The sequence below is a fragment of the Aeromonas mytilicola subsp. aquatica genome (assembly GCF_044336385.1).
GTDB lineage: Bacteria > Pseudomonadota > Gammaproteobacteria > Enterobacterales > Aeromonadaceae > Aeromonas > Aeromonas rivipollensis.
In genome coordinates, this window is the sequence record NZ_CP172298.1 from 1,724,773 (window position 1) to 1,745,066 (window position 20,294).

31 protein-coding genes and 1 pseudogene are annotated in these 20,294 nt (G+C 56.3%); 7 read left to right on the top strand and 25 right to left on the bottom strand.

What is annotated here, in order from left to right:
* Window positions 1-288: 288 nt before the first annotated feature.
* The 12 genes from ACFWHB_RS08095 to ACFWHB_RS08150 all read right to left on the bottom strand — a co-directional run bounded on the left by ACFWHB_RS08095 (window position 289) and on the right by ACFWHB_RS08150 (window position 8,740).
* Entirely contained in the window at window positions 289-771 is a 483-nt protein-coding gene (locus ACFWHB_RS08095; RefSeq protein ID WP_395949893.1) for a hypothetical protein, read from the bottom strand.
* Window positions 772-780: 9 nt separating this feature from the next.
* Window positions 781-1,686, bottom strand: coding sequence for an endonuclease/exonuclease/phosphatase family protein (locus tag ACFWHB_RS08100; RefSeq protein ID WP_395949894.1), 906 nt, complete (start codon window positions 1,684-1,686; stop codon window positions 781-783).
* Window positions 1,687-1,815: 129 nt separating this feature from the next.
* Window positions 1,816-2,439 carry a P22AR C-terminal domain-containing protein gene (locus tag ACFWHB_RS08105; protein WP_395949895.1) on the bottom strand — a complete coding sequence of 208 codons (624 nt, stop codon included), beginning with the start codon at window positions 2,437-2,439 and terminating at the stop codon, window positions 1,816-1,818.
* Window positions 2,440-2,898: 459 nt separating this feature from the next.
* On the bottom strand, window positions 2,899-3,306 hold the full coding sequence (locus tag ACFWHB_RS08110) for a hypothetical protein (RefSeq protein ID WP_104452382.1): 408 nt from the start codon (window positions 3,304-3,306) through the stop codon (window positions 2,899-2,901).
* Entirely contained in the window at window positions 3,306-3,863 is a 558-nt protein-coding gene (locus ACFWHB_RS08115) for a Panacea domain-containing protein (protein WP_104452383.1), read from the bottom strand. The genes ACFWHB_RS08110 and ACFWHB_RS08115 overlap by 1 nt, the downstream gene beginning before the upstream one ends.
* Before the next feature lie 477 nt (window positions 3,864-4,340).
* Window positions 4,341-4,682: a hypothetical protein gene (locus ACFWHB_RS08120; RefSeq protein ID WP_395949896.1), complete on the bottom strand. Its 342-nt coding sequence runs from the start codon at window positions 4,680-4,682 to the stop codon at window positions 4,341-4,343.
* On the bottom strand, window positions 4,679-5,026 hold the full coding sequence (locus ACFWHB_RS08125) for a hypothetical protein (protein WP_395949897.1): 348 nt from the start codon (window positions 5,024-5,026) through the stop codon (window positions 4,679-4,681). Before ACFWHB_RS08125 ends, ACFWHB_RS08120 begins: the two co-directional genes overlap by 4 nt.
* Window position 5,027: 1 nt before the next feature.
* A complete protein-coding gene (locus ACFWHB_RS08130; RefSeq protein ID WP_395949898.1) occupies window positions 5,028-5,249 on the bottom strand; it encodes a hypothetical protein in 222 nt (73 codons plus the stop codon).
* Entirely contained in the window at window positions 5,246-7,783 is a 2,538-nt protein-coding gene (locus ACFWHB_RS08135) for a replication endonuclease (RefSeq protein ID WP_395949899.1), read from the bottom strand. Before ACFWHB_RS08135 ends, ACFWHB_RS08130 begins: the two co-directional genes overlap by 4 nt.
* Entirely contained in the window at window positions 7,780-8,151 is a 372-nt protein-coding gene (locus ACFWHB_RS08140; RefSeq protein ID WP_290028030.1) for a hypothetical protein, read from the bottom strand. The genes ACFWHB_RS08135 and ACFWHB_RS08140 overlap by 4 nt, the downstream gene beginning before the upstream one ends.
* 68 nt (window positions 8,152-8,219) lie before the next feature.
* Window positions 8,220-8,426, bottom strand: a complete 207-nt coding sequence (locus tag ACFWHB_RS08145; protein ID WP_139736260.1) for a hypothetical protein — start codon at window positions 8,424-8,426, stop codon at window positions 8,220-8,222.
* Window positions 8,423-8,740 (bottom strand): hypothetical protein, encoded by a 318-nt coding sequence (locus ACFWHB_RS08150; protein ID WP_395949901.1) that lies wholly within the window; start codon window positions 8,738-8,740, stop codon window positions 8,423-8,425. Before ACFWHB_RS08150 ends, ACFWHB_RS08145 begins: the two co-directional genes overlap by 4 nt.
* Window positions 8,741-9,020: 280 nt before the next feature.
* On the opposite strand from ACFWHB_RS08150, the gene ACFWHB_RS08155 reads away from it, so the two are divergent.
* Complete coding sequence (locus ACFWHB_RS08155) at window positions 9,021-9,278, top strand: hypothetical protein (protein WP_005308783.1); 258 nt, start codon at window positions 9,021-9,023, stop codon at window positions 9,276-9,278.
* Window positions 9,279-9,295: 17 nt separating this feature from the next.
* Here the strand turns inward: ACFWHB_RS08155 and ACFWHB_RS08160 are convergent, their stop codons facing one another.
* The 7 genes and pseudogenes from ACFWHB_RS08160 to ACFWHB_RS08190 form a co-directional block, all read right to left on the bottom strand.
* Window positions 9,296-9,520, bottom strand: coding sequence for a hypothetical protein (locus ACFWHB_RS08160; protein ID WP_395949903.1), 225 nt, complete (start codon window positions 9,518-9,520; stop codon window positions 9,296-9,298).
* Window positions 9,521-9,531: 11 nt separating this feature from the next.
* Complete coding sequence (locus tag ACFWHB_RS08165) at window positions 9,532-9,975, bottom strand: hypothetical protein (RefSeq protein WP_395949904.1); 444 nt, start codon at window positions 9,973-9,975, stop codon at window positions 9,532-9,534.
* A gap of 15 nt (window positions 9,976-9,990) precedes the next feature.
* Window positions 9,991-10,212 (bottom strand): hypothetical protein, encoded by a 222-nt coding sequence (locus ACFWHB_RS08170; RefSeq protein WP_395949905.1) that lies wholly within the window; start codon window positions 10,210-10,212, stop codon window positions 9,991-9,993.
* Window positions 10,209-10,433 carry an ogr/Delta-like zinc finger family protein gene (locus tag ACFWHB_RS08175; RefSeq protein WP_183149781.1) on the bottom strand — a complete coding sequence of 75 codons (225 nt, stop codon included), beginning with the start codon at window positions 10,431-10,433 and terminating at the stop codon, window positions 10,209-10,211. Before ACFWHB_RS08175 ends, ACFWHB_RS08170 begins: the two co-directional genes overlap by 4 nt.
* Window positions 10,434-10,444: 11 nt before the next feature.
* Window positions 10,445-10,918: pseudogene (locus ACFWHB_RS08180) on the bottom strand (phage regulatory CII family protein); the annotation flags it as partial.
* 75 nt (window positions 10,919-10,993) lie between these two features.
* A complete protein-coding gene (locus ACFWHB_RS08185; protein WP_395949906.1) occupies window positions 10,994-11,356 on the bottom strand; it encodes a hypothetical protein in 363 nt (120 codons plus the stop codon).
* A 10-nt stretch (window positions 11,357-11,366) separates the two neighbouring features.
* Complete coding sequence (locus tag ACFWHB_RS08190) at window positions 11,367-11,558, bottom strand: Cro/CI family transcriptional regulator (protein WP_277736453.1); 192 nt, start codon at window positions 11,556-11,558, stop codon at window positions 11,367-11,369.
* A gap of 119 nt (window positions 11,559-11,677) precedes the next feature.
* On the opposite strand from ACFWHB_RS08190, the gene ACFWHB_RS08195 reads away from it, so the two are divergent.
* The 3 genes from ACFWHB_RS08195 to ACFWHB_RS08205 all read left to right on the top strand — a co-directional run bounded on the left by ACFWHB_RS08195 (window position 11,678) and on the right by ACFWHB_RS08205 (window position 14,112).
* The gene (locus ACFWHB_RS08195; RefSeq protein WP_395949907.1) at window positions 11,678-12,328 is read left to right on the top strand and encodes a LexA family protein; all 651 of its coding nucleotides are present in this window, start codon (window positions 11,678-11,680) and stop codon (window positions 12,326-12,328) included.
* A gap of 314 nt (window positions 12,329-12,642) precedes the next feature.
* A complete protein-coding gene (locus tag ACFWHB_RS08200) occupies window positions 12,643-13,002 on the top strand; it encodes an effector-associated constant component EACC1 (RefSeq protein ID WP_395949908.1) in 360 nt (119 codons plus the stop codon).
* Between the two features lie 78 nt (window positions 13,003-13,080).
* On the top strand, window positions 13,081-14,112 hold the full coding sequence (locus ACFWHB_RS08205) for a hypothetical protein (RefSeq protein WP_395949909.1): 1,032 nt from the start codon (window positions 13,081-13,083) through the stop codon (window positions 14,110-14,112).
* Between the two features lie 396 nt (window positions 14,113-14,508).
* Here the strand turns inward: ACFWHB_RS08205 and ACFWHB_RS08210 are convergent, their stop codons facing one another.
* Window positions 14,509-14,751, bottom strand: coding sequence for a hypothetical protein (locus ACFWHB_RS08210; protein ID WP_395949910.1), 243 nt, complete (start codon window positions 14,749-14,751; stop codon window positions 14,509-14,511).
* Between ACFWHB_RS08210 and ACFWHB_RS08215 the strand changes: the two genes are divergently transcribed.
* Window positions 14,752-15,207 carry a hypothetical protein gene (locus tag ACFWHB_RS08215; RefSeq protein WP_395949911.1) on the top strand — a complete coding sequence of 152 codons (456 nt, stop codon included), beginning with the start codon at window positions 14,752-14,754 and terminating at the stop codon, window positions 15,205-15,207.
* Window positions 15,204-16,259: a phage integrase gene (locus tag ACFWHB_RS08220; RefSeq protein ID WP_395949912.1), complete on the top strand. Its 1,056-nt coding sequence runs from the start codon at window positions 15,204-15,206 to the stop codon at window positions 16,257-16,259. Before ACFWHB_RS08215 ends, ACFWHB_RS08220 begins: the two co-directional genes overlap by 4 nt.
* A 420-nt stretch (window positions 16,260-16,679) precedes the next feature.
* On the opposite strand, the gene ACFWHB_RS08225 is transcribed toward ACFWHB_RS08220, so the two are convergent.
* Window positions 16,680-16,829 carry a hypothetical protein gene (locus tag ACFWHB_RS08225; RefSeq protein ID WP_163135033.1) on the bottom strand — a complete coding sequence of 50 codons (150 nt, stop codon included), beginning with the start codon at window positions 16,827-16,829 and terminating at the stop codon, window positions 16,680-16,682.
* A 240-nt stretch (window positions 16,830-17,069) separates the two neighbouring features.
* On the opposite strand from ACFWHB_RS08225, the gene ACFWHB_RS08230 reads away from it, so the two are divergent.
* Complete coding sequence (locus ACFWHB_RS08230; protein WP_395949913.1) at window positions 17,070-17,693, top strand: glutathione S-transferase family protein; 624 nt, start codon at window positions 17,070-17,072, stop codon at window positions 17,691-17,693.
* Between the two features lie 128 nt (window positions 17,694-17,821).
* Here the strand turns inward: ACFWHB_RS08230 and ACFWHB_RS08235 are convergent, their stop codons facing one another.
* The 4 genes from ACFWHB_RS08235 to ACFWHB_RS08250 all read right to left on the bottom strand — a co-directional run bounded on the left by ACFWHB_RS08235 (window position 17,822) and on the right by ACFWHB_RS08250 (window position 20,115).
* Window positions 17,822-18,070 (bottom strand): GlsB/YeaQ/YmgE family stress response membrane protein, encoded by a 249-nt coding sequence (locus ACFWHB_RS08235; RefSeq protein WP_106887912.1) that lies wholly within the window; start codon window positions 18,068-18,070, stop codon window positions 17,822-17,824.
* Window positions 18,071-18,189: 119 nt separating this feature from the next.
* The gene (lpxH, locus tag ACFWHB_RS08240; protein WP_395949914.1) at window positions 18,190-18,918 is read right to left on the bottom strand and encodes a UDP-2,3-diacylglucosamine diphosphatase; all 729 of its coding nucleotides are present in this window, start codon (window positions 18,916-18,918) and stop codon (window positions 18,190-18,192) included.
* Entirely contained in the window at window positions 18,915-19,628 is a 714-nt protein-coding gene (locus ACFWHB_RS08245) for a DUF4269 domain-containing protein (protein ID WP_395949915.1), read from the bottom strand. The genes lpxH and ACFWHB_RS08245 overlap by 4 nt, the downstream gene beginning before the upstream one ends.
* On the bottom strand, window positions 19,618-20,115 hold the full coding sequence (locus ACFWHB_RS08250) for a peptidylprolyl isomerase (protein WP_025327420.1): 498 nt from the start codon (window positions 20,113-20,115) through the stop codon (window positions 19,618-19,620). Before ACFWHB_RS08250 ends, ACFWHB_RS08245 begins: the two co-directional genes overlap by 11 nt.
* Between the last annotated feature and the right edge of the window lie 179 nt (window positions 20,116-20,294).

Below are 20,294 nucleotides of genomic sequence, written 5' to 3' on the forward strand. Positions count from 1 at the left end.
CAGCACCGCTGGCGCGCAATCGGGACCCCGCCTCGCCTGCCCGCTTTATGTATCGATTTCCATTCGGGTGAAAGGCTGCTGGCGGATGGTTGCTCCCCGCGCCAGCGCTGGCCGCGCTGGCATAGGCAGATCCTTTTTGCGATCCTTCACTTTCCGTCAGTTCCTTTCGCACCATATCGCGATCGTTCAGTCTTCCCTATGTAGTTTGCTGCTTCTTAGCAGTTTCTACATAAGCTGCTTTAATGAAAAATGATCATCAGATATATAGCCATCAGCAAGAAAATATTTTTATTTATCAAGTATATTTTTGATTTTTCTTACAAATTGTTTGAGTTGAATATGTGTTTGGGCATCAGCTAAAACTTCTCCAACTGCGCTCGCAAATTCACTCTGATTATCAGCAACTAGATGGATTTCATTTTTTGCAACAGTTATTGGATATCCATCCCCTGAACGTTTTAATTTAAATAAATAGCATTTGTCTTTTATCTTATCGTTATCGCTCACTAGTGATATTTTTGTGAATCCTGTAGTTTGACGTTTCATCATTCCATTAAAAGGTTGAAATGCAGCCAGACCTTGGCGAATATTTTCATTAAGAATTTCATCTTCATATTCGGTTTCTTCTAATATCAATAATTCAATCTCAAGGAATTGTATGAGTGACTTCTTCATTTCACTTAAAACGTTGCTTATTTCCTTTCTATTGTTAATGACCTTTTCGGCAGCTTCATTACCTTTCGTTAGATAATCATTAAAATTAAATTCCATGACAAATCCTCACGCTCTGTTTATTTCGCAAATTATTGGTAGGTGATCAATGAAGTGAGTGCTATCTTCGTAACTCTCTAACATTGCCTCATATGTCACGATCTTTGTCTCATATTCGTTCAAGTGCCAATACTTATTGCTTACGAAACTTCCGGAGACAATAGCTTGGTCATATGAATGCCACATTGTCCCTTGAAACTCTTTATAGCGATGGCTACCTGAGCGATATGTACCACTATTTGTGGAGTGACAATATTTTTGTTCTGATACAATAGAGCGCCAAAAAGGATTGTAAAAATACTCTTTAGGATAGGCTCTTACTGCATCATGACAGCGGCTGGCGTGTAATATTTTATTCAAACTCAAATCGTATGGGTTGTCATTGAAATCACCAATAATAATAACATCCCCATCCGCTGCCATATACTTCTCAGCTGATGAATACACCAACTGCGCAGATGCTATTCTTTTTTCCGTGCCACTACCATTTAGCCTACTTGCCCAATGACATAGATATATATGGATCTTTTTGCCATCATCAATATTTTCAATATCAACAAGTTGAGCTGCTTTAATTATCTGATCTGTCATCGGCTTGGCAATGGATATGTTTTTCTGAGCTCTGATCTTCCTTTTATTGTAAATAACCATTATATCGAATCGAGTTCGCCCCACTTTATCTGTTAAATCAATGGTCGCAAAGTTATCGAGGTCAATATTGCTTTCTATATGTGCGACATCTGCGCTTGAAAGTTCACATAATGCCAGAAAATCACAATTATATACTTGCAGTAATGAATTTATGTGCTCGCAAACGACTTGATATGTATCTTTGTCTGCTTTAGTTTTTGCTTGAGGTGCAGACGGTGAGAGTGCTGCATTCCACCACCCAAACCTCAATCTATAAACTAGCATTGCCAAGTTCCTAAAGTTAGAGTCGACATCATATTACTTAGAACGCCTTGCTAGTGTGAGTCTTATCGTATTAATAGATTACCTGTTGAATCAAAGGCGGTCACGCACTGCTGTGCGTGACCGGTCACATTACCAACTTTTTGCTGTCGGCAGGCGATGCAGGTGGGGGATCAACCTGTTCCAGTCGCGGTTGCTGTGGGTGGCGCTCTGAATATGGCGGGTCTTGTCGGCCAGGATGTGCTGGGCGGCGGCCAGGGTCATTGGGTATTCGTGAATGATGGAGTAGTAGGTGCCGGCCTCTCGGTGCTCGGCGACATCGAGCAGGGGATAGATGCGGCGGGCGGCCCCCATCATGTAATCGGCGGCGCGCCAGAGCCACGCCAGCGAATGCAGTTCGTCGTCGGTCAGCATGGTGAGGGGCTGCGGATGGGCGGCGGTCTCCCGGTCCAGCACATCGAGCACCCAGCGGCGAAACTCTTTGGCGAGCGCAGTGCGGGAGAACATGGCGATCAGATGGGCACCGCGCAGGGAGAAGATCCGAACCGGGATCGGCATGGGATTTCCCGGGACGGTCAAATTGACCGTCCCGGTCATGCAAGGGGTAAATTCGTCAGCATTACGGCGGTAGATGCGGCTCACGGCATCATCGCTGGCATAGCCAAGGGCTTGGGCGATCTGGGTTGCGGTCAGCCAGGGCTGGCCGTGGTGGGGGATAACGGTGAAATGGGTGTCATGGAAGCTGATGCTGTTCATGGTGCGATCCTCTGGTTCGAGTAACTCGTCACCGAAGAGACCAATCTTACTGGTGACGAACTGGACAGGATTGGTCTTACCGGGAACCAAAGAAACCGGCGCCCCCGAAGGAGCTCCTGCCCAGCCCGTCATAACTGAGATTGCGGGTACAGCTGGGCCGCACAAAAAAACACGCGGGCGCGTGTTGTGCGCTTTAGTTCATCGGGAGACCAATCCCGGCAACGGATTTTGCCGTTGCCCGCGCAGTATCGCGCAACAGCGCGACACCAATCAACCCCAATAGTCCCCGATGCTCCCTTTTTGTCCCTTTCCGGCCCTCTGCGGCCCGCATCAGCGCTTATCAGGGACAATCACCCCACCCAGCAGCACAACACCGCCAGCAGGGTACCGGTTCTACACCAAGGAGGGGACGTTAGTTTCGGCAGGAAACATACACAAAGTCAGGGAGCGCAGGACTGCTCAGGGTTGGGGAAGGCAGTATTTACGATAGAAGTTGCGGATCAAGGGGGTGACGTGTGGAGACAGGTCAAACCCGGCCAAGATGCGTGCAAAGGTTGGCTCTTCACAGATGGCGTGGGTTTGAATGTCACCAGCCGCGATTTGTTCGCCGACCGTTGCTGCACCGAAAATCTCGGCTTTGCGGTAAAAGACAAAACTCGGGTGGTGCACGAAAGGGTGATCCCCCACATCAAGCACACAAGTCCGATCATGCTCGATGTTGGGGGCGATGCTGCTGATATTGACCGCAAGAAAGCTTGCTTTGGTGTTTCTGGGGTAAAGAATGGGGTCGTTACAGACAAAAAACAGATGATTGGTTGCGCCCGATGGGATCAGCAGCGTGCCTCTTCGCACGAGTGCTATCGACATTAGCGCAACCTGCTGGTGATTTCATCGAGTTGGCGTTGTTCGCGCAGATGTTGCGCCATGGCGCCAGCCACTTCCGGCGACTTGCCGACTGCCAAAAACAGGTCTTCTTCCTTGATGGGGTAAGCACTGCCTCTGGGGTCTTGCCACTCCGGGCAATGGTCATGGGTGTAGTCACGGATTTGGTATCGAGTCATGTGCCCAAACTCGTGCCATACCTTGGTCAGGATTTCCAAATCCACATCGCTGAGCAAGTCGAAGTCGTCCCGGTCGGACACGTTGCGACGGATTGCCACCTCGTAGTTCGCTTCGCCCGAGATCCACTCATTCCAGCCGTCAGCATGCTCACCGCCACCGCGGATCAGATTCAACGTCTGTGACAGCACGGGGCCATGGGGCATGGACACCATGAGGTCTCCGCTGATGGATTCACCGAAACGGCTCATGGACTCCCGATCACTCAGGTAGAGCAGTTTCATCAGTTTGAGGTATGCCATTCGTCCGCCCCGCTTGGAAAGCAGGAAGGCGGCCATTTGTGCCACACGCTCTTCGTTAAACATGGTTTGTTCCTTCCTCACTGAGTGAGTTTTGCATGTCTTGGCCGATAACTGACCAGTCGATGCGCAGTTCATTCATACCGCAATCAAAACGGCAAAATCACTTCCACCGCTCTGTTTCCATGTTCTTTGCCACGGTAACAAAGCCCTCAGCCATTTTGGCTTTGAATGAGTCGCTAGTGATTCGCTTGCTTTTCCCAGGGCGGATTTTGGCCTGGGGTTGCTTCTCATTGAGATGGCCGCTCATAGCGTGATCCTCTTCAATGATGGGGGGGTGACGTCACCAAACAGATGCATGGTGAGTAATATTCAATTTTGTATATTACGCAGTATCGCGCAACATTGCGCCACCAATCAACCCCAATTATCCCCAATTATCCCCAGTTATCCCTTGCCCCTATATATTGCGGAAGCAGCCAAAGCAGTCCTGCATGGCGGTTCAAGACGGTTGGGGAGGTAAGAACAAAGAGCTGTGACCGGTCACAGTGCCAAGGTTTTGACCTCAGTGGTGTGCCAGCAGGCCGCCTCGCCCTTGAAGGTACCGCTGCACCCTTCCGGCAGGGCGCACTCGCAGTTGGGACAGGTCTGACTGTTTAGTTCCGCTTGTTGTTGCTGCCAGCGTTCCCAGTCACGGCGCAGCAGGGTGCTGATGTACTCGTCCGCGCTGTAGGGTTCACCGGATCCGGCTCTGGTATGGCGCAGGGTTTCCAGTTGTTCGCGCTCGCGGGCTGAGAGGGTCACTTCCACCCGCTTGATGCCGAGCGCTGCTTGGCGCTTGCGCTGAGCCTCCTTGCGCGCCTTGGCATCCTTGGCGGGGATCATGATGGCCTCCGGGTGTAGATACCTCGGCGTGCCCGGGTGTCTTTGCCGATCTGGCGGTAATCGGGCACTGGCTCGACCGGCCGTTGTGGCTTCTCCGGTGGTGTGATGACATCGACCTCGCCCTGGTAAAGCGGGAACCATTCATCCTCGAACTGGATGACTCGCTCCATCCGGTCGAGCAGACGATCGCAGAGGTGGCGTTCGGCGGCCGGGAGACTATCAAGCCAGTGGGTTACGGTGGCACGACCCGCCGATCCCGGCGGGTGCTGCTGGGTAATGGGCCATAGCCGCAGGCAGTAGGGTTGCAAGCGTTCGACGGCAGCGCGAATGATGGAGTCCTGCACGTTATTCTCCCTCTGCATACGGTGACCAGGTCGGTTTTGGTGGTTCGGGTGGTTCGTCGCCCGGCAACTGGTATTCATCCCGCTTGAACGTCGGGTTGAGCCAGTCACGGGCACCGGGGTTCGCTTTGTCATAGTGGCAGCCCTCGGCTATCCACAAGATTTTGCCGGTGGTGCCGCACAAAATGGTGCCGCCGTAGGCGACGACGACAGGCTTTTTCTTCATGACAAGGCTTCCTCTTCCTGCTGATACGCCAGCGCAATCGTCAGCGCTTTTTGCTCTGTGTTCAGCTCCTCCAGGCGGGTCAGCCGCTGGGCATAGTCGTGCTTGCGCAGCTCGGCGACTTGAACCGTAAACGCCTCTTCGCTGAGCTGGCCTGCGCGGTGCGCACTGTCGAGCAGTGCCACGGCCCGTTCGACGGCGCGCAGTACGGTGTTCTCGTCGTAGCCATCGCCGATCTGCTTGAACTCGTCGCCCAAGCGGTTGTTGAGGTGGAGCAGTGCATCAGGCCAGAGTGCCAGCGGCACGGGGTTCAGCCAGTCGGCCACGCGAAGAGTGGAATCCGGGGTAAACAGGGGAGAGAGATCCTGATAGCAAGCCGCGCGTTTCTGGGCGTTGGTCTTTGCCAGCGCGGCCTCAACCTCAGCCTCCACCGGGGTCAGCATTCCCTTGTTGCAGTGTCCCGGCGCACTGGTCGCCCCTGGCCAGTTGCGGCTCACAATCAGCCGATCGCCGACCAGTCGCACATATTGGCCGTCGGCGTGGATGATGCTGCCGTGCAGCAGCAGGGCGGCGTTGCTCTCATTAAGCCCCATTCGGGCCAGCTCTTTAGCCAGAGCGGATCCTTCAACCCCCGATTTGGATCCTTTCGTACAGTTATTGACAGAACTCCGAGGGGGGCGGCTGCCGCCGCCTGAGGGCAACTCGCTGCGCTCGCTCACTGCAGGCTCGCGCTGCTCGCCCAAACCCGACCCGTTGACCCCCTTGCGCACTATCTGCCAACCCTCGGTGCGGGTGATGGCGGTGGTCATGCCGATGTCGGTGATCACCCCCATCAGGCGCAGCACATCCTCGCCATACTTGTTGGCGGCTTCATCGAGGCGCTTGGAGAGGCGGATCAGGTGTTCTTTGCGGGGAAGGTCAATGCCGCCCATGGCGTCGATAAAGTCGCCCCAGCGGTTGTTGTCGGCTGCGGTGCGGGCGGCTTCCAGAATGCAATCCCACTCGATCACCTCGTCACCCAGTCGGCGCAGCTCGCGCCACACGCTCACAGCAGGGCCGCCTATCTGCTGAAACTGGCGGATACGCCAGCAGCTCGCCCAGGCCGCGACCGCGATGGTGGTGTGGTCGACCGGTGCCTCTGCCTCGTAGTCCATCCCGACCTTGTGGCCGTCGATGTTCTTGGCGATGTATTTGGCGATATACCCGGTGGCGCTGCCCTTGGTCGGGTCGATCTCCTTCCAGTTCACCCGTGGGTTGATGGCCTTGACCACCGCCGGACTGTTCACATCGAGCAGCCACTTGATGCGTGGCATCTTGTTGCGGATTTTCAGTTCGGCCAGGGCATCGAGGTGGTCACCGTTGGGCATCTTGAGCTCGGCCCGTTCGGCGGCGGTGAAGTGGTAGGCGAGCAGAGTCAGAAAGTCGCGTTGATGCTCGGGGTTGATAAACAGCAGGCAGTGCCAGTGCGGGGTGCCATCGTGGTGCGGTTCCACCACCCGAAAGCCGAAGGCCATGATCCCCTCGCGGGCCAAGGCGGCGCGAAAACGGGCCCACTGTTTGCACAGCAGGCGGTTGGTGTCGGTCGGGCAGGCGCCGTTGAACTTCTCGTTCTGGTAGGTCTTCGCCTTGTCTTTGCTGCCCTGGCGCCAGGCGTGATAGCTGGAAGGGGCGGTCAGGGTAAGGAACAGGCCCAGCTTGCCCTGCTCCTGCGCCATGTCTTCAAAGCCCCGCATGCGCACCATCAGCTCATGACGGCGGATCTCGGGGTTGGCGACCGAGCCCATCACCGCATCGACCAGGTCAATCTCTTGCCCCAGCTCTTCGTTGACGGCGCTCATGCCCGCCATCCAGGCTTGCTGGGCTACTTTACGCTGGGTGAATTCGCGCACGGCGTGGGCACTGGCGTAGGGGCTGACCCCCTTGCGCACCTGGCCGGTGAGGATGGCGATCAGCTCGCAGTAGATGGCCCAGGCCCGGTTGATCTTGCGCTGCCACCATGACTCGTCGAGCAGGCGCACCAGCAAGCTGGCGGCGGCGCCTTCGAACTTGTCCACCTCGCCAGCCAGATCGTCACGCTCTGCCTGGCTCAGGGGGCGACCCAGCAGGCGCTCCACCTTGGTGCGCGGGTGAATTGGCAGGGGAGGGCAGAAGTGCCACGCCTTGGCCTGGGCCCCGATATCCGCCAACAGCTCGGTGGCGGTGCGCTCATGGCCCACCGTCGCCAGCAATTGTTGACAGCGACGGGCCCACTCGGCGGCAACCAGCTCGCGGCGCACATCGTTGCGCAGGTCGATCACCGGTACCGGGAACCGGCTCTGTGCGGCGGCGCAGGCGTCGACCATGCGGCGCAGCCAGATGTTGGCGGTCTTGGGGTTGGCCGGGTAGCGGCGCAGGAAGGTCGCGGCCAGCGGCTTGGCGACATGCCACTCGATGCGGGCCAGTTGCTCGGCCGCCCCAGACATATTGATGGCATGGTGCCCGACCAAATAGTGCTGTGGCAGCTGGATGCCGTGCAGGTTGGTGATGGCGTCGATCACTTACACACCCCGCACTTGCCGTTCACATACTCGTTGGGTTGCAGGTAGCGGCCACAAGTGGAGCAGGTCGGAACCATGTCGAGGGTGGCGAGCCGATCAGACCAGCAGGTGGCCTCGCAGAAAAACAGGCTGGTGAGCCGGTTGCCGACCAGGATGACCGGGCGCACATGGCCGAACTCGCCGCAGCAACTGCAGCGCATCGAGGGGCGGGCGTTGGCCGGGACTGTCTTCACCACGGTTTCACTGGCGGCGCAGGCCTGCGGCCAGCAGGTTTCGACGCAATAGGGGTAAGAGCGGCGACCGTGTCGGCCTGCTACCGGCAGGCAAACCGCCATCTGGCGGCACTTGGTGCAGGGCTCAAGCGTCACGATTTTACTGTTTGCAGGGCGCACGACGCCCAAAGCCGGGGCAAGCCCGGCTGGTTTTTGGTGAGTCATTAGATGGCGCCTCCGTTGTATGACTGGCGCAGACGGGCGGCAGATTGGTGCTCGCAGCGGCGGGCCGCGCGCACCATGACCAGCAGGGTTTTGATATATCGGTGGGGGCGGCAGGGACGGCGACGGGCATCCAGTAACTCGAGTTGGTATTCCCGGCGGCGCGCTGCGTCGCTCAACATGGCATCGAGCCAGAAGTCGTGGATCATTTGATGGTCTCCCCCAATCCGTGGAGTGGCTCGCACTCGGCCCACCACTCGGCGATATCTGTGGCCAGCGCGACTTCACCGCCACCCAGAGCCAGCCAATACACGGCGCGGATGGCGCCCAGGGCCAGCAGCTCCTGGGCGATGTTGCGGTTTCGGCGGGCATCACTGCCCGAGGTGTTGAACTCCTCCTGCGCAGCTTCCCAGTGCTTGGTCAGTGGGCTGACCGGTGCCGGCGGCTGCATATGGGCGGGGCCAGATTCGGCGCCGCCCGGCTCGTCGATTGGCGGCTCCAGTTCGAAAAGGTCATCATGCATGTCGGCCTCCTTTGGTGTTCAGATTCAGCCAGAGCGAGCGCCAGGCATGTGCATTGGTGGCGTGGTGCTGTGCCGCTATGTCGTCGGAGCGAGTCATATTGCGGCGCCGTGCCAGTCTGGCCAGATGCCAATGGCACTCCTTCACATTGCGTAGTGCGTTCGAAATCGCTACATTGCGCATATCAGTTACCTCAGTTGCTGATGGAAACCCCGCTGGTGCTGTAACACCGTTAAAGCGGGGTTTTTCTTTAGGTTTTCAATACATTCCAAGGAGCGAGTGATGTTCGACATCAAGTACCATCCCGAAGCTGCGAAACCTGCTTTTCACGAACAACTGGCCAAATTCGTAAAGAAAGATGTCGACGATGGCCCTGACTACCCGCTGGTCGTTGAAAATGAATCCGGCCAGATTTACTGCACCATCAAGGCCTATGGATTGGGCAGTTTTGTCGCCATCGACCAGTTCCTGGGTGGGCTGGGACTGCGAGACAAGTACCAGGGCACAGGGCGAGATGGTCACTTCGTGGTGACTAAATAACCCTCCCTCTAGCGGCCTCAGTGGCCGCTTTGTTGTGCCCCTTCATGCCGCTCAATGGCCGCCAGTGCTTTGGGAGTGTAGAGACCGAAGTCGATCTCAATGCCTGCCGCGCTGGCCTGTTTGTTTGCCTCTGCCGCCAGCTCTTTTGCTCGCACTTCCCTTTCGCTGCTCGGCGTACTAATCACGGCTTTCTCGAAACGGCTGGCGATATCGCTAATGGTCGATTGCTGGGTGGTGTGCATGGTCTGTCTCCTTATTGGCCGTTCCCGGCTGCCTTTCTCAGTGCCGCGATGCGGACTTCCAATGTGCTCGCCTTCTCGTTAAGCAAGGCGCGCTGCCTGTTCTCAAGCTCTGCCTGTTCCCGCTCGCTGCGGGTTGGTCCCTTGCTGCGGCCAGTGGGGCGGTGCCATTCACGGCGGTGCAGCACGCCGCCATCAAACTCGTGCAGGGTGGCGAGCAACTCCCCCAGGGCGAGGCGGATCGCCTCTTGTTGGTCAAAATCGAACTGGTCCAACTCGCGGGTGCCATAGGTGGTCGATAACCCGGCGGCGTAACAGATGACGGCGCGGGCCCGGGTCGGCAGGCGTGACCAGCGGCTGGCCGCCCCATTGCGGCCGAACTGGGCGCGCATCTCGGCCAGCGCCACCTCTGCGGCGCTGGGTTGTTGAGTGAACTCGATTACCTTTGCTGTGTTCATGGGGTGGCCCTCCGGTTATGCCTGCAGCAGCCTGACCAGCCAGTGGCGGTGTCGCTGGCAAGCGGGCTGAAAGCGCAGCGCGCCACGGCGGCCCTGGCTGTCTTCCAGATAACTGCCATCAAAACGGGTGGTGTTGCGCATCACCGGCTCGTCGCCGCTGGCAACGACAGTGGCGCGGGTGAACAGCAAAAACGGCAGCGGGATCAGCCCCGCTTGTTCGGCGCGAAGTCTGCTCATTGGGCCACCGCCTTCGCCCTGCGCGGGACCATGGGCAGCACAATGGCCGGGTTGGGCATGGCACTGGGGCTGATGGTCGCGATGATCTCGAACCCCGCCTTGAAGGTGTGGCCGCACTCCACGTTGCTGCACTGGTAAGTGGCAATGCCGCACAGCGGGCTCATCCGGGTGGAGGTGCGGGTGCTGGCGCGAGATCCGCAGTGGGGGCAAATCAATCTCATGGTCTGGTCTCCTATGCGCCGAGGGCTGCGCGGGCCATGTCGGCAGCACACGCAAGACCAGGGACGGCGTGAAAGCGGTCTTCGACCTCGGTAGCCAGCAGCACCAGGTGCTCGATGCCAGCCCAGATGCCGGAGACGACGGTGTTTCGGTTGGATTTGGTGACACGGTCACCGGCAAGCAGGGTGGTCGCCTGAGCGGTGACGCCCAGGATCTGGGCCCCCGCATTGAGCGCCTGCTGGGCACGTGCTTCTGGTGCAGCGGTCGCCGCCGCCGGCAGGCGCACGGCCGTCAACTGGCAATCAAACAGCAGACCATCGAACAGGGTGTCGTCACCCGTGACGCGGTAGAGGTCGATAAGGTCCGTCGCCGTCAACTTGTGCCGCGCCTGCGCCGGGTTGAACTTGTTGCGCAGCACATCGGCGCTCATGCCGATCTGCGCGGCCAGGTCGGTCAGGTTGTGCACCTGCTTGAAGCGGTCGCAGGCGCTGGCGAAGTGGCGGTGTAGGTTTTGTTGACAGTTAGAGACTTTCGGCTCCTGTTCGCAGTCGCTACTGTGGGATCAAGCCACAGAGCGGGACGCGGGCTTCTTGGTCAGCGCACGGCTTGCCAGTCGTCGCCCGGAGTTCTCATTGACCAGCTTGAAATACTGCTCCGGCTCGCTGGCCATCTCGCGCCAGCGCACCAGATTGACCCAGGGCTGATCGCCGGCGCGCAGCTTGGGAATGATGGGAATACGGCCATCGGCAATCATGTCCTGAGCAGTGCGCTTGGGGAGCTTGAACTTGTAGACGTCGAGCAGCATGTCCAAAAAGGCATCGAGCGGAATGGCCGGCAGGGCTTGCAGGGCCAGCCCTTGCTTGATGGCCGCCAGCTCACGCAGTACCTCGTTGAAGGGCTCGGCAGGATGGTTTTCCATCGTCATGGCGATCTCCTTACAGAACCGGGGGCTGGGGTTGTGCTGAAGGGTTAGCCTTCAGCTTGCCGCCGGTCAGCACCTCTATCTGATAGGCGCGGCCTTTGGGAACGTTTGGACCCCATTGGGAAACGGCGCTTTTTTTGATGCCCAGTGCATCAGCAATGGCGGCCTTTGTGCCGAAGTAATCGACTGCTGATTTTGTTCTCATCCACACCTCGCAGTTCGACATGCTGAACATGTCCAATTAACTTAACTACCGAGAAAGTTAAGTCGTCTGGACTTTTGGGTAAAGCACTCTGGACCTTAAATTGTTTAGATTACTGAACTATGAAAAGTGAACGCATAAAAGAACTCAGGAAAAAACATGGGCTTACCCAGCAAAAGCTGGGTGAGCTTATTGGTGTGAAAAAGTCATCGATCTCTCAATGGGAGAACGATGAGCATTCGCCTAGCGGGGATAACTTGGCTCAGTTGTCCAAGGTGTTTGGAGTATCAGCACATTGGCTTTCAACGGGGAAAGGTTCGCCGGAGCCATCAAACGTCGAACCGGCAGTGATCCCGCAGGGGAATCGGGTGCCGATTCTGAGCTATGTCCAGGCGGGTAACTGGCGGGAGATGTGCGAGCAAGCCACTACCTTCGACGGCAATGTCGAGTATGTGTCTGCCAGTATCGATATTGGCCCATGTGGGTTTGGCCTCTGGCTGCGTGGCAATTCCATGAGCCCGCTCTTCAATGAAGGGGATCTGATCATCGTTGACCCCGATGAGTCACCTCGCCCTGGCGATTATGTCGTTGCCAAGAACGGCGGCGAAGAGGCCACCTTCAAGAAGTACCGACCCCGCGGCATCGATGAGAACGGGCAAGAGGTCTTCGAGCTGGTACCCCTCAACGACGATTTCCCCACCATGCACTCCGACCGGCAGCACATCGAAATCATCGGCGTGATGGTAGAACACCGGATTTTCAGAAAACGATAGGGCGCTGATGCGCCCTTTTTGCATTGTCAGGTTTTAGCGGGTGCAAGAATCAGCAGTCTGGCATGCCTTAACAGCAGGCATTGAAAGGCAAAGTGCTGAAGTTGATCGAAGGTATGCCAATGAAGGCCGGTACAAGTGATGGGATAACTATCTTGGTGAATTCGCAGTATGAGTTGGCGGCATAGAAGCGCCGTGACTGCGCAAAGTGCCAGATAGATAAATAGAGTAAACCGTCTGACAAGACCTCTGGGCGTCATGGTCAGTACAACGGCATCTGTTCGAGAATGTCTCTCAAAGTATGCAAGGGGAGTTGAATGGCACACTACAGTGAACATGGCGGCCTAACCTTTCTGGTTTATGGAGATGCAACCGATTTAGACAAGATGTTGAATCAGGAAGCGATCGCTCACGACTATCGGCTACAGTTTAGCGCTGGTTCACCCCATGCCATTCTGGAGTTAATCGGTAACTTGGCTAGTGTTGTTGTTCCACTGGCAGGCGTTATTGTCGCATGGCTGCATAATCGCCGAAAAGGTTCGATTGAAGTGGTGAGAAAAGATGGTTCAAAAATCTCACTACAAGGTCTTACAGAAAAGCAGATTGCAACCATCTTGAGTGGGAGTGATATTGCAAACCTCATTCTAGAGGCTGTAAACGATAAGCGTGAACCATAGAAACTCTTTTTCCAAGTGTTCATTAAACTATGGTAATTATAAAACGTAAATTGAAGTTGTCATTTATCTGGAGAGAAAGTGAGAAAATTAATTGACTTTATACGTTCAATGGCAAAATACAGTTGGCAGTTCTTTTCTGTAGGGGTTTTAACAACTCTTGCTGTTCTTGGGTATTTTTATGATTTCAAATCACCAAGATTAGAACTAGAAATAACTTCAATTTACAATGGGAATAATGAGCCTGTTGATTTGGTAAAAGAGAATGGAATTCCAACTATAAAATCCCTGTTCAAGGGGCGAGAGGTGGATTTCGATATGCCTATAAGCTATGAAAGATATATATTGTCGCAGGATGATATCAACAGAAGAATATTAATTTTTAAAAGTGAGAACGTTGAGCGAGCGAAAAAAATAAAGGAGTTTGAAGATAAGTTTTATGAATATCGTAAACTTTCTGAATCTGAGGAAAAAATAGATAAGCTAAAGTCGCTTTATGATGATGAAATGGGGCTTAGATCAAGCCTATCTTTGTTTTCCTTGATTAGAGGCGGCAAGAGAAGTGATGAACAGTTGACTGTAGAAGAGATGATCGATGGCATTGAAACATTGGTTTCTGAAGAAAAGGATAAACTGTCAAAACTGGATAAAAAAATAAGAGCAATGGATTCTGAGTGGGTTGAGTACAAGACTAATACATTGCCTAAAAAATCTAAATTAACTGTGTCTGTGGCAATAGGAAATACAGGTGATGGAGCTACTTCTTTAAAACCACAAGCTTTATTTAGAGCTGATCTTGGTGGTGGCAACTATTTAGATTTTCCTATGAGGTTGAAGGGGTATGAACAGGGTGAAGATAATGCATCATTCCAACCTAAAACTTACAAGGTTGTTCGTTTCGAATCAGAAGAAGTTGGTGCGATGACTGAGGCTGACAGAGAAAGATTTAAGATGTTTTTAGGGAATGCATCTCCAGCAACATTGTTTGTTTCTGATGTTAAAGGGAATAATTACTTTTCAAATCCAGTGCCATTCTCCCCAGGAGTATATGAGCAAAAAGCATATGACTTGTTGAAGAAATACGCATCAGACCAGTATGGCAATAAATCTTGAACGTTAATTTATGAATGTAACCTATGCTTTAAATATAGATGATTGTTGTTTTAGATAGTCTAAGAGTGGTGTTTGGGTTGTCTACCCTATTAAGATGAATGGATTATGGCGAAATTAAAGTTTTCAAAATTGTAAAAATGGTGTGCTTATAGTTAGGTGATGCACGACGGATGGTGTTAAGAGAATATGTATCCGGCAAGTGGCTTGATGAGAGCTACTTGGGGGGCGACTGAGTATGGCTAGATCTAATACCCCACTCGTGTACAAGCAGTTCGCCACCAAAATCGAGGCGTTGGCTGGTGGAATCTTCCTGATCCTGATGGGGCAGAATAACCGCCATCTTTCCGAGTTGGTGAAGATGTGTTTTAGCAGCATGGCAAGTCACTGAAGAGCGCATCAACCGACAGTGGTGGGGGTGAGCTTTCTGCGCACATCTTCAAGTGCCGATGCGAGCGCTTCCGCCAGCTGTTCAGCCCCTTCCGCTTCGGCGAAATTTGGGAGATGGGTGCGCCAAAAGGCACGGGCACGCACGGCGTCCACAGAGCCGTTGAGTTGCGACACGATGTGCCTCTTCATGATGTCGGTCAGCTCGTATCTGCGCTGATGATCGGCAAATGACTCTTTTAGTGAAGGATTCATATGGTCTCCAATATTGAACGATTCGATACCATTGTGGTGCTGGCACTGGCTGAACTGTATAGCCGTTTTCCGGTGCGCCAGTATCTGGCCTCCAGCAAGTTCATCGTCACCGAAGATGGCGAGCACATTGATGGTCTTTCACCCGAGGCAGAAGGGCACCTGTACGATGAAGACCCATACCTCAAAGACCCCTATTTTAAGCGCAAGGAATTTGCGTTCGACAGCCTGAGGTGGCTGGTTGATGCTGGATATCTCCATGGCACACCAGTGGCGTATGACGGTATCAACGATGCTGTGTTGACAGCCAAAGGGCTGGAGGTGCTCAAGGCCACCCCCGATAGCCTGCAAGGGAGCTTGGGGGAGCGATTGGTCGAGGCCGTCAAGGCAGACTCCCGGGAGGTCGGCCGCACGGTATTGGGTCAGATACTTGGGTTGGGGGTCGGTTTGTTCTCATGACTGTTCGTAAACTGGATGACGACAAGCCGCTCCCCTGGTTAGCCGATGTGCGCCCGGGTGGCCGAGATGGGCCGCGTCGGCGCAAGCGCTTTGCTACCAAGGCAGAAGCCACTGCATGGGAGGCTTGGCAGCTTGAAGAGCATACTGCTAAGCCTTGGTTGGGGGAGGGGGGCGTTGAAAGCGAGGCTGCCGATACACGCCGGCTGTCGGATCTGGTCGAACGTTGGTTTGGCTTGCATGGCCAGAGCCTGCGAGATGGGGAACAGCGCCGCTCCAAGCTGTTGCTGATCTGCGAGAGCCTGGATAATCCGTTGGCCTGCAAGTTTACCGCCAATGACTTTGCCAAGTACCGGGAAGCACGCCTCACCGGGGTCGTCAGCGATCGCCGCGCCGCCACCCATGTCAGCAAGGGGGTCAGTGTCTCGACGGTGAACCGGGACCATGCCTATCTGCGGGCGGTGTTCAATGAGCTGAAGCGGTTGGGAGAGTGGCAGGGGGATAATCCGTTGGCCGGGATGCGGCTCTACCGGGTGACGGAGTCGGAGCTGGCATTTCTCTACCCCGAAGAAATCAAGTCGCTGCTTGCTGCCTGTGATGCATCCAGCAACCCTGACCTTGGGGCAGTGGTGCGCCTTTGCCTGGCCACCGGGGCGCGCTGGGGGGAGATCCAAAACATGACCCAGTCACAGGTGGCGCAGAACCGGCTGACCTTCACCCACACCAAGGGGGGAAAACGCCGGACTGTGCCCATCAACCAGGAGCTGAAAGCGCTCATTCCGAAACGCAGGGGCAAGTTGTTCAGCGAGTGCTATCACCACTTTGAAACAGCAATAAGCCGGGCAGGTATCGAGCTGCCGGAGGGGCAGAGCACCCACGTGCTGCGGCATACTTTCGCCAGCCACTTTATGATGAATGGTGGCAATATTCTGGTGCTGCAGAAGATACTCGGTCACTCGACCATCACCATGACGATGCGCTATGCCCACTTTGCCCCCGACCATCTTGAGGATGTTCTGCGGCTCAACCCATTGACGCTCAACAACCTGCGCTAGTGTCCACTTTTGATCCACACAGCTCGCAGAACCCCGCATTTTGCCACATGGTGGCGCATCCATAACTGATTGTTTTAAAATAACTTATTGATTTTAAAGACAAGCTCACGGCATTTAAAATCCCTCGACGTTCGCGTCGTGCCGGTTCGATTCCGGCCTCGGGCACCAGTTATTGAAGAAAGAAATCAAAGACTTACGAAGGCCACTAGCGATAGTGGCCTTTTTGTTTTTCCTCCGTGTCCACCTTTGATCCAGATAGCGCTGTTCTGCCCCCTCCTTAAGTCATCGTGCGCATGGTTGCTGGGCAGGGCATCACTGATTGGCGAGACGAAAAGCGCCGGCGGGCTGCCGGCGCTTTCTGGTCTTGTCGTATTCGACGTTGGGGCCTGGCTGAGCCTCGGTTTGCAGGAGATGGCCTCGTTAATAGGTCAGGTAGCTGCTGCCACCCCCGCTCTTGCCGCCGGCGTTGCTGCCATCGTCCCCGGTCGGGGGAGGGCCCGAGCCGTCGGAGGAGGCGCAGGCAACCAGCATGAGCTGCGCTGCTATCAGGCAGATTTTCCATATTTTCATGATGTTGTCCCTTACTGCTTGGCCTGTCCCGCGGCCGCTCTAAAGGAGCCGGTCAAGCCGGACACGCAAGCATGAGTTTAGCCCACCGCCTCTTTTTCATCTGTGGCTCACCCCGCTCAGGCCATGCCCCAGGCGGCCCATGAGAGCCAGTCCCATGGGTCAACTGCAGTCATGGCTCTCCCCTTGACCGGCGCTCTCCCCTTGATGGAAGCTGGTGCCTTCTTATACAAGGACGAAGACATGGTACTGATACTGGGCAAGGGGTCGTCAATCAATGTGCGCAAGGTGTTGTGGGCCTGCGCCGAGCTGGATCTCCCTTTCGAGCGGGAGGAGTGGGGGATCGGTTTTCAGTCCACCCGGAGTGCCGAGTTCCTGGCGTTGAATCCCAATGGGATGGTGCCGGTCATGAGAGATGGGGACTTCACCCTATGGGAATCGAACAGCATCATCCGATATCTGGCGACGCGCTATGGTGACGGCTCGCTCTATCCCGCCGAGGCGCGGGCCAGGGCCAGGGTCGATCAATGGATGGATTGGCAGTCGTCGGATTTGAACCGCGCCTGGAGCTACGCCTTCATGTCGCTGGTCAGGCTCTCCCCCGCCCATCAGGACAGCCAGGCGATGGGGGCGAGTTGTGCCGAGTGGTCCAGGTATATGCAGATCCTGGACAGGCAGCTCGAGGCCACCGGCGGCTATGTGGTCGGGAGCCGCTTCTCGCTGGGGGACATTCCCATCGGCCTGTCGGTGAATCGCTGGTTCCATACCCCCTTCGAGCGCCCGCCACTCGCGGCGGTGAGCGATTACTACGCGCGATTGAGCGAGCGCCCCGGCTTCTGTCTGTATGGCAATAACGGGATGCCATAAGCAGAAGCGCGAGATCTGCGCCAGAGGCGAAAGGAGTGGCTCGCCCATAAAAAATCCGAAACCCAAGGTTTCGGATCCTGGCCCGGGGGGCATACACATCGAGTGCTGAAAAAAACGGATTCAGCGGCTCAGCTGCGGATCTTGTTGTAGAAAAACAGCACTATCAAGGCACCCACGGTGGCGATCAGTATGCTCGGCAGGTTGAAGCCGGTCACCGTTCCCATGCCCAGCAGGGTGCCCACATAGCCACCCACCATGGCGCCTATGACCCCCAGGATCACCGTCATGAAGAAACCGCCCCCATCCTTGCCCGGCATTATCCATTTGGCCAGGATGCCGACGATCAATCCCAATACAACCCAGGTAAGAAATCCCATCATCTAGTCCTCATTTGTGTGCACAGACACAGAGTATATGCAGGGTTCGGCGTTGCATCCTGCTCGGGGAGGGGGACAGACGTTGTCATATGGGCATCCCTTATCCCCGAGGGGGAGCGTCACTCGGGGAGGGGACGACTCTCGAGCCGCTGGCCCTGCGGGGAGCAGCTCAGCACGGACCCTTGCTCGAACCAGTCTCCCAGCACTATGCGCCGCGCCGGCTTGCCGTCCAGCATGAAGTCATGGACGGCGGGCCTGTGGGTGTGGCCATGGATAAGCAGCTGGCAGCCATGCTGGCGCAGCAGCGCATTGACCGCCGCCGGGGTCACATCCATGATGGTCTGTGGCTTGCCGGCATTCTCCATCTGGCTCTGGCCCCGCATCTTGCAGGCGATAGCCTGGCGGCGGCTTAGGGGCAGGCGCAGGAAGAGCCAGCGCAGCCATTTTTGCTGGGTGATGCGGCGAAACTTCTGATAGCCCTCATCCAGGGTGCAGAGCAGGTCCCCGTGGCTCAGCAGCACCCGCTCCCCGTAGAGATCGATGACGCAGGGGTCGCCGAGCAGCGTCATGCCCGCCCGTTTGGCAAAGGCCTTGCCCAGCAGGAAGTCGCGGTTGCCGTGGATGAAGTAGATGGGCACGTCCTGCCGGCTCAGGGCCAGGAAGGCCTCGGCCACCTGGCTGTGGAGCGGGTTGGGATCGTCGTCGCCAATCCAGAATTCGAACAGATCTCCCAGCACATAGAGGGCATCGGCCTTGGGGGCGTCGCGCTCGAGAAAACGCACCAGTGCGGCTGTCATGTCGGGCCGCTGGGCGCACAGGTGAATGTCACTGATAAAAAGGGTGCTCATGATGTGGGATGAGTGCTCTTGATGGGATCCGGGCAAAGGGGGGCAGGGGAGTCTGCCAGCGTGGACGAGTCGCATTGGGAATGGGCCTGCCAGTGGATCTCGGCAAGGTCGCGCCCCTCCAGGGTCAGCAGGGCGGCGTAAGGATCGCCGCCAAGGCCAAGCAGACGGCAGATGGCCGCCTCTCCCTTGAGCCCTGACTCGAGGCGAAGGCGCAGCGCGGCCTGATAGAAGTCGTGGCCAAAGTGCCCCAGCAGGGCGGCCATCAGGCTGAGGTGACGCCAGCCGTTGAGCGTCTCAAGCGGGGCTTGAGTGACATAGAGCTCCACCGGCCAGCGCGCCTGGTCCGGGCCTGTCAGGGTCTGCTCCATCAGCCACACCTGGTGCCCCTTGTCGCTGGCCGTCCAGCCCTGCTCACGCAAGAGGGCGGCGAGGCGCGCTGGATCAGGGTGCTGGCAGAGGATGTCGAGATCGCTGCCGGGCTTGTCGAGCCCGATGGCGACAGTGCTCACCAGCGCCAGGTCCTGGCACAGGCGTTCAAGCGCATCCCAGCATCCCGCCGTGAGCAGGGCATGGGCGGAGCGCTGGCGGGGATTGCCCTGGGCCAGATAGTCGAGGCGGCGCCAGTTGGCGGGGGTGGCCTGCGCAGATGGAAAAACTGCGGCCGGGGCCGCAGTTATATCAGTGCGCAGAAGGCGACAATCACTCAGCAAGGGTCACCTTGGTGATGACGACGTCTTCGGTCGGCACGTCTTGATGCATGCGGCCGTAGTTGCCGGTCTTGACGCCCTTGATCTTGTTGACCACGTCCATGCCGGCGGTGACTTCACCGAACACGCAGTAGCCGAAGCCCTGGGTGGTGGGGGACTTGAAGTCCAGGAAGTCGTTGTTGTTCACGTTGATGAAGAACTGGGCGCTGGCGGAGTGCGGCTCCGAGGTGCGGGCCATGGCGATGGTGCCAATCTTGTTGGACAGGCCGTTGGCCGCCTCGTTCTTGATGGAGGCGCGGGTCTCTTTCTCTTCGAAGCCAGGGGCATAACCGCCGCCCTGGATCATGAAGCCGTCGATGACGCGGTGGAAGATGGTGTTGTCGTAGTGACCGTCACGGCAGTATTGCAGGAAGTTGGCCACGGTCTCGGGGGCTTTTTCCGCGTTCAGGGTCAGGGTGATGTCGCCGTGGTTGGTGTGCAGAGTAACCATGATATGTCCTTTCAAATGTTGCGCGAGCACGAAGCCGGCTCGCGGCTGTTGCATGGGCTATGGCCTAAAGTGGTGGCAATTCTAGCCCATCAAGGGGCTGCGGCATAGATGGCATGGGGGATCCGGCGCTTTTTCTGCCTCGTTTTCTCCACCGGATGCGGTTAGAATGTCAGGCCATT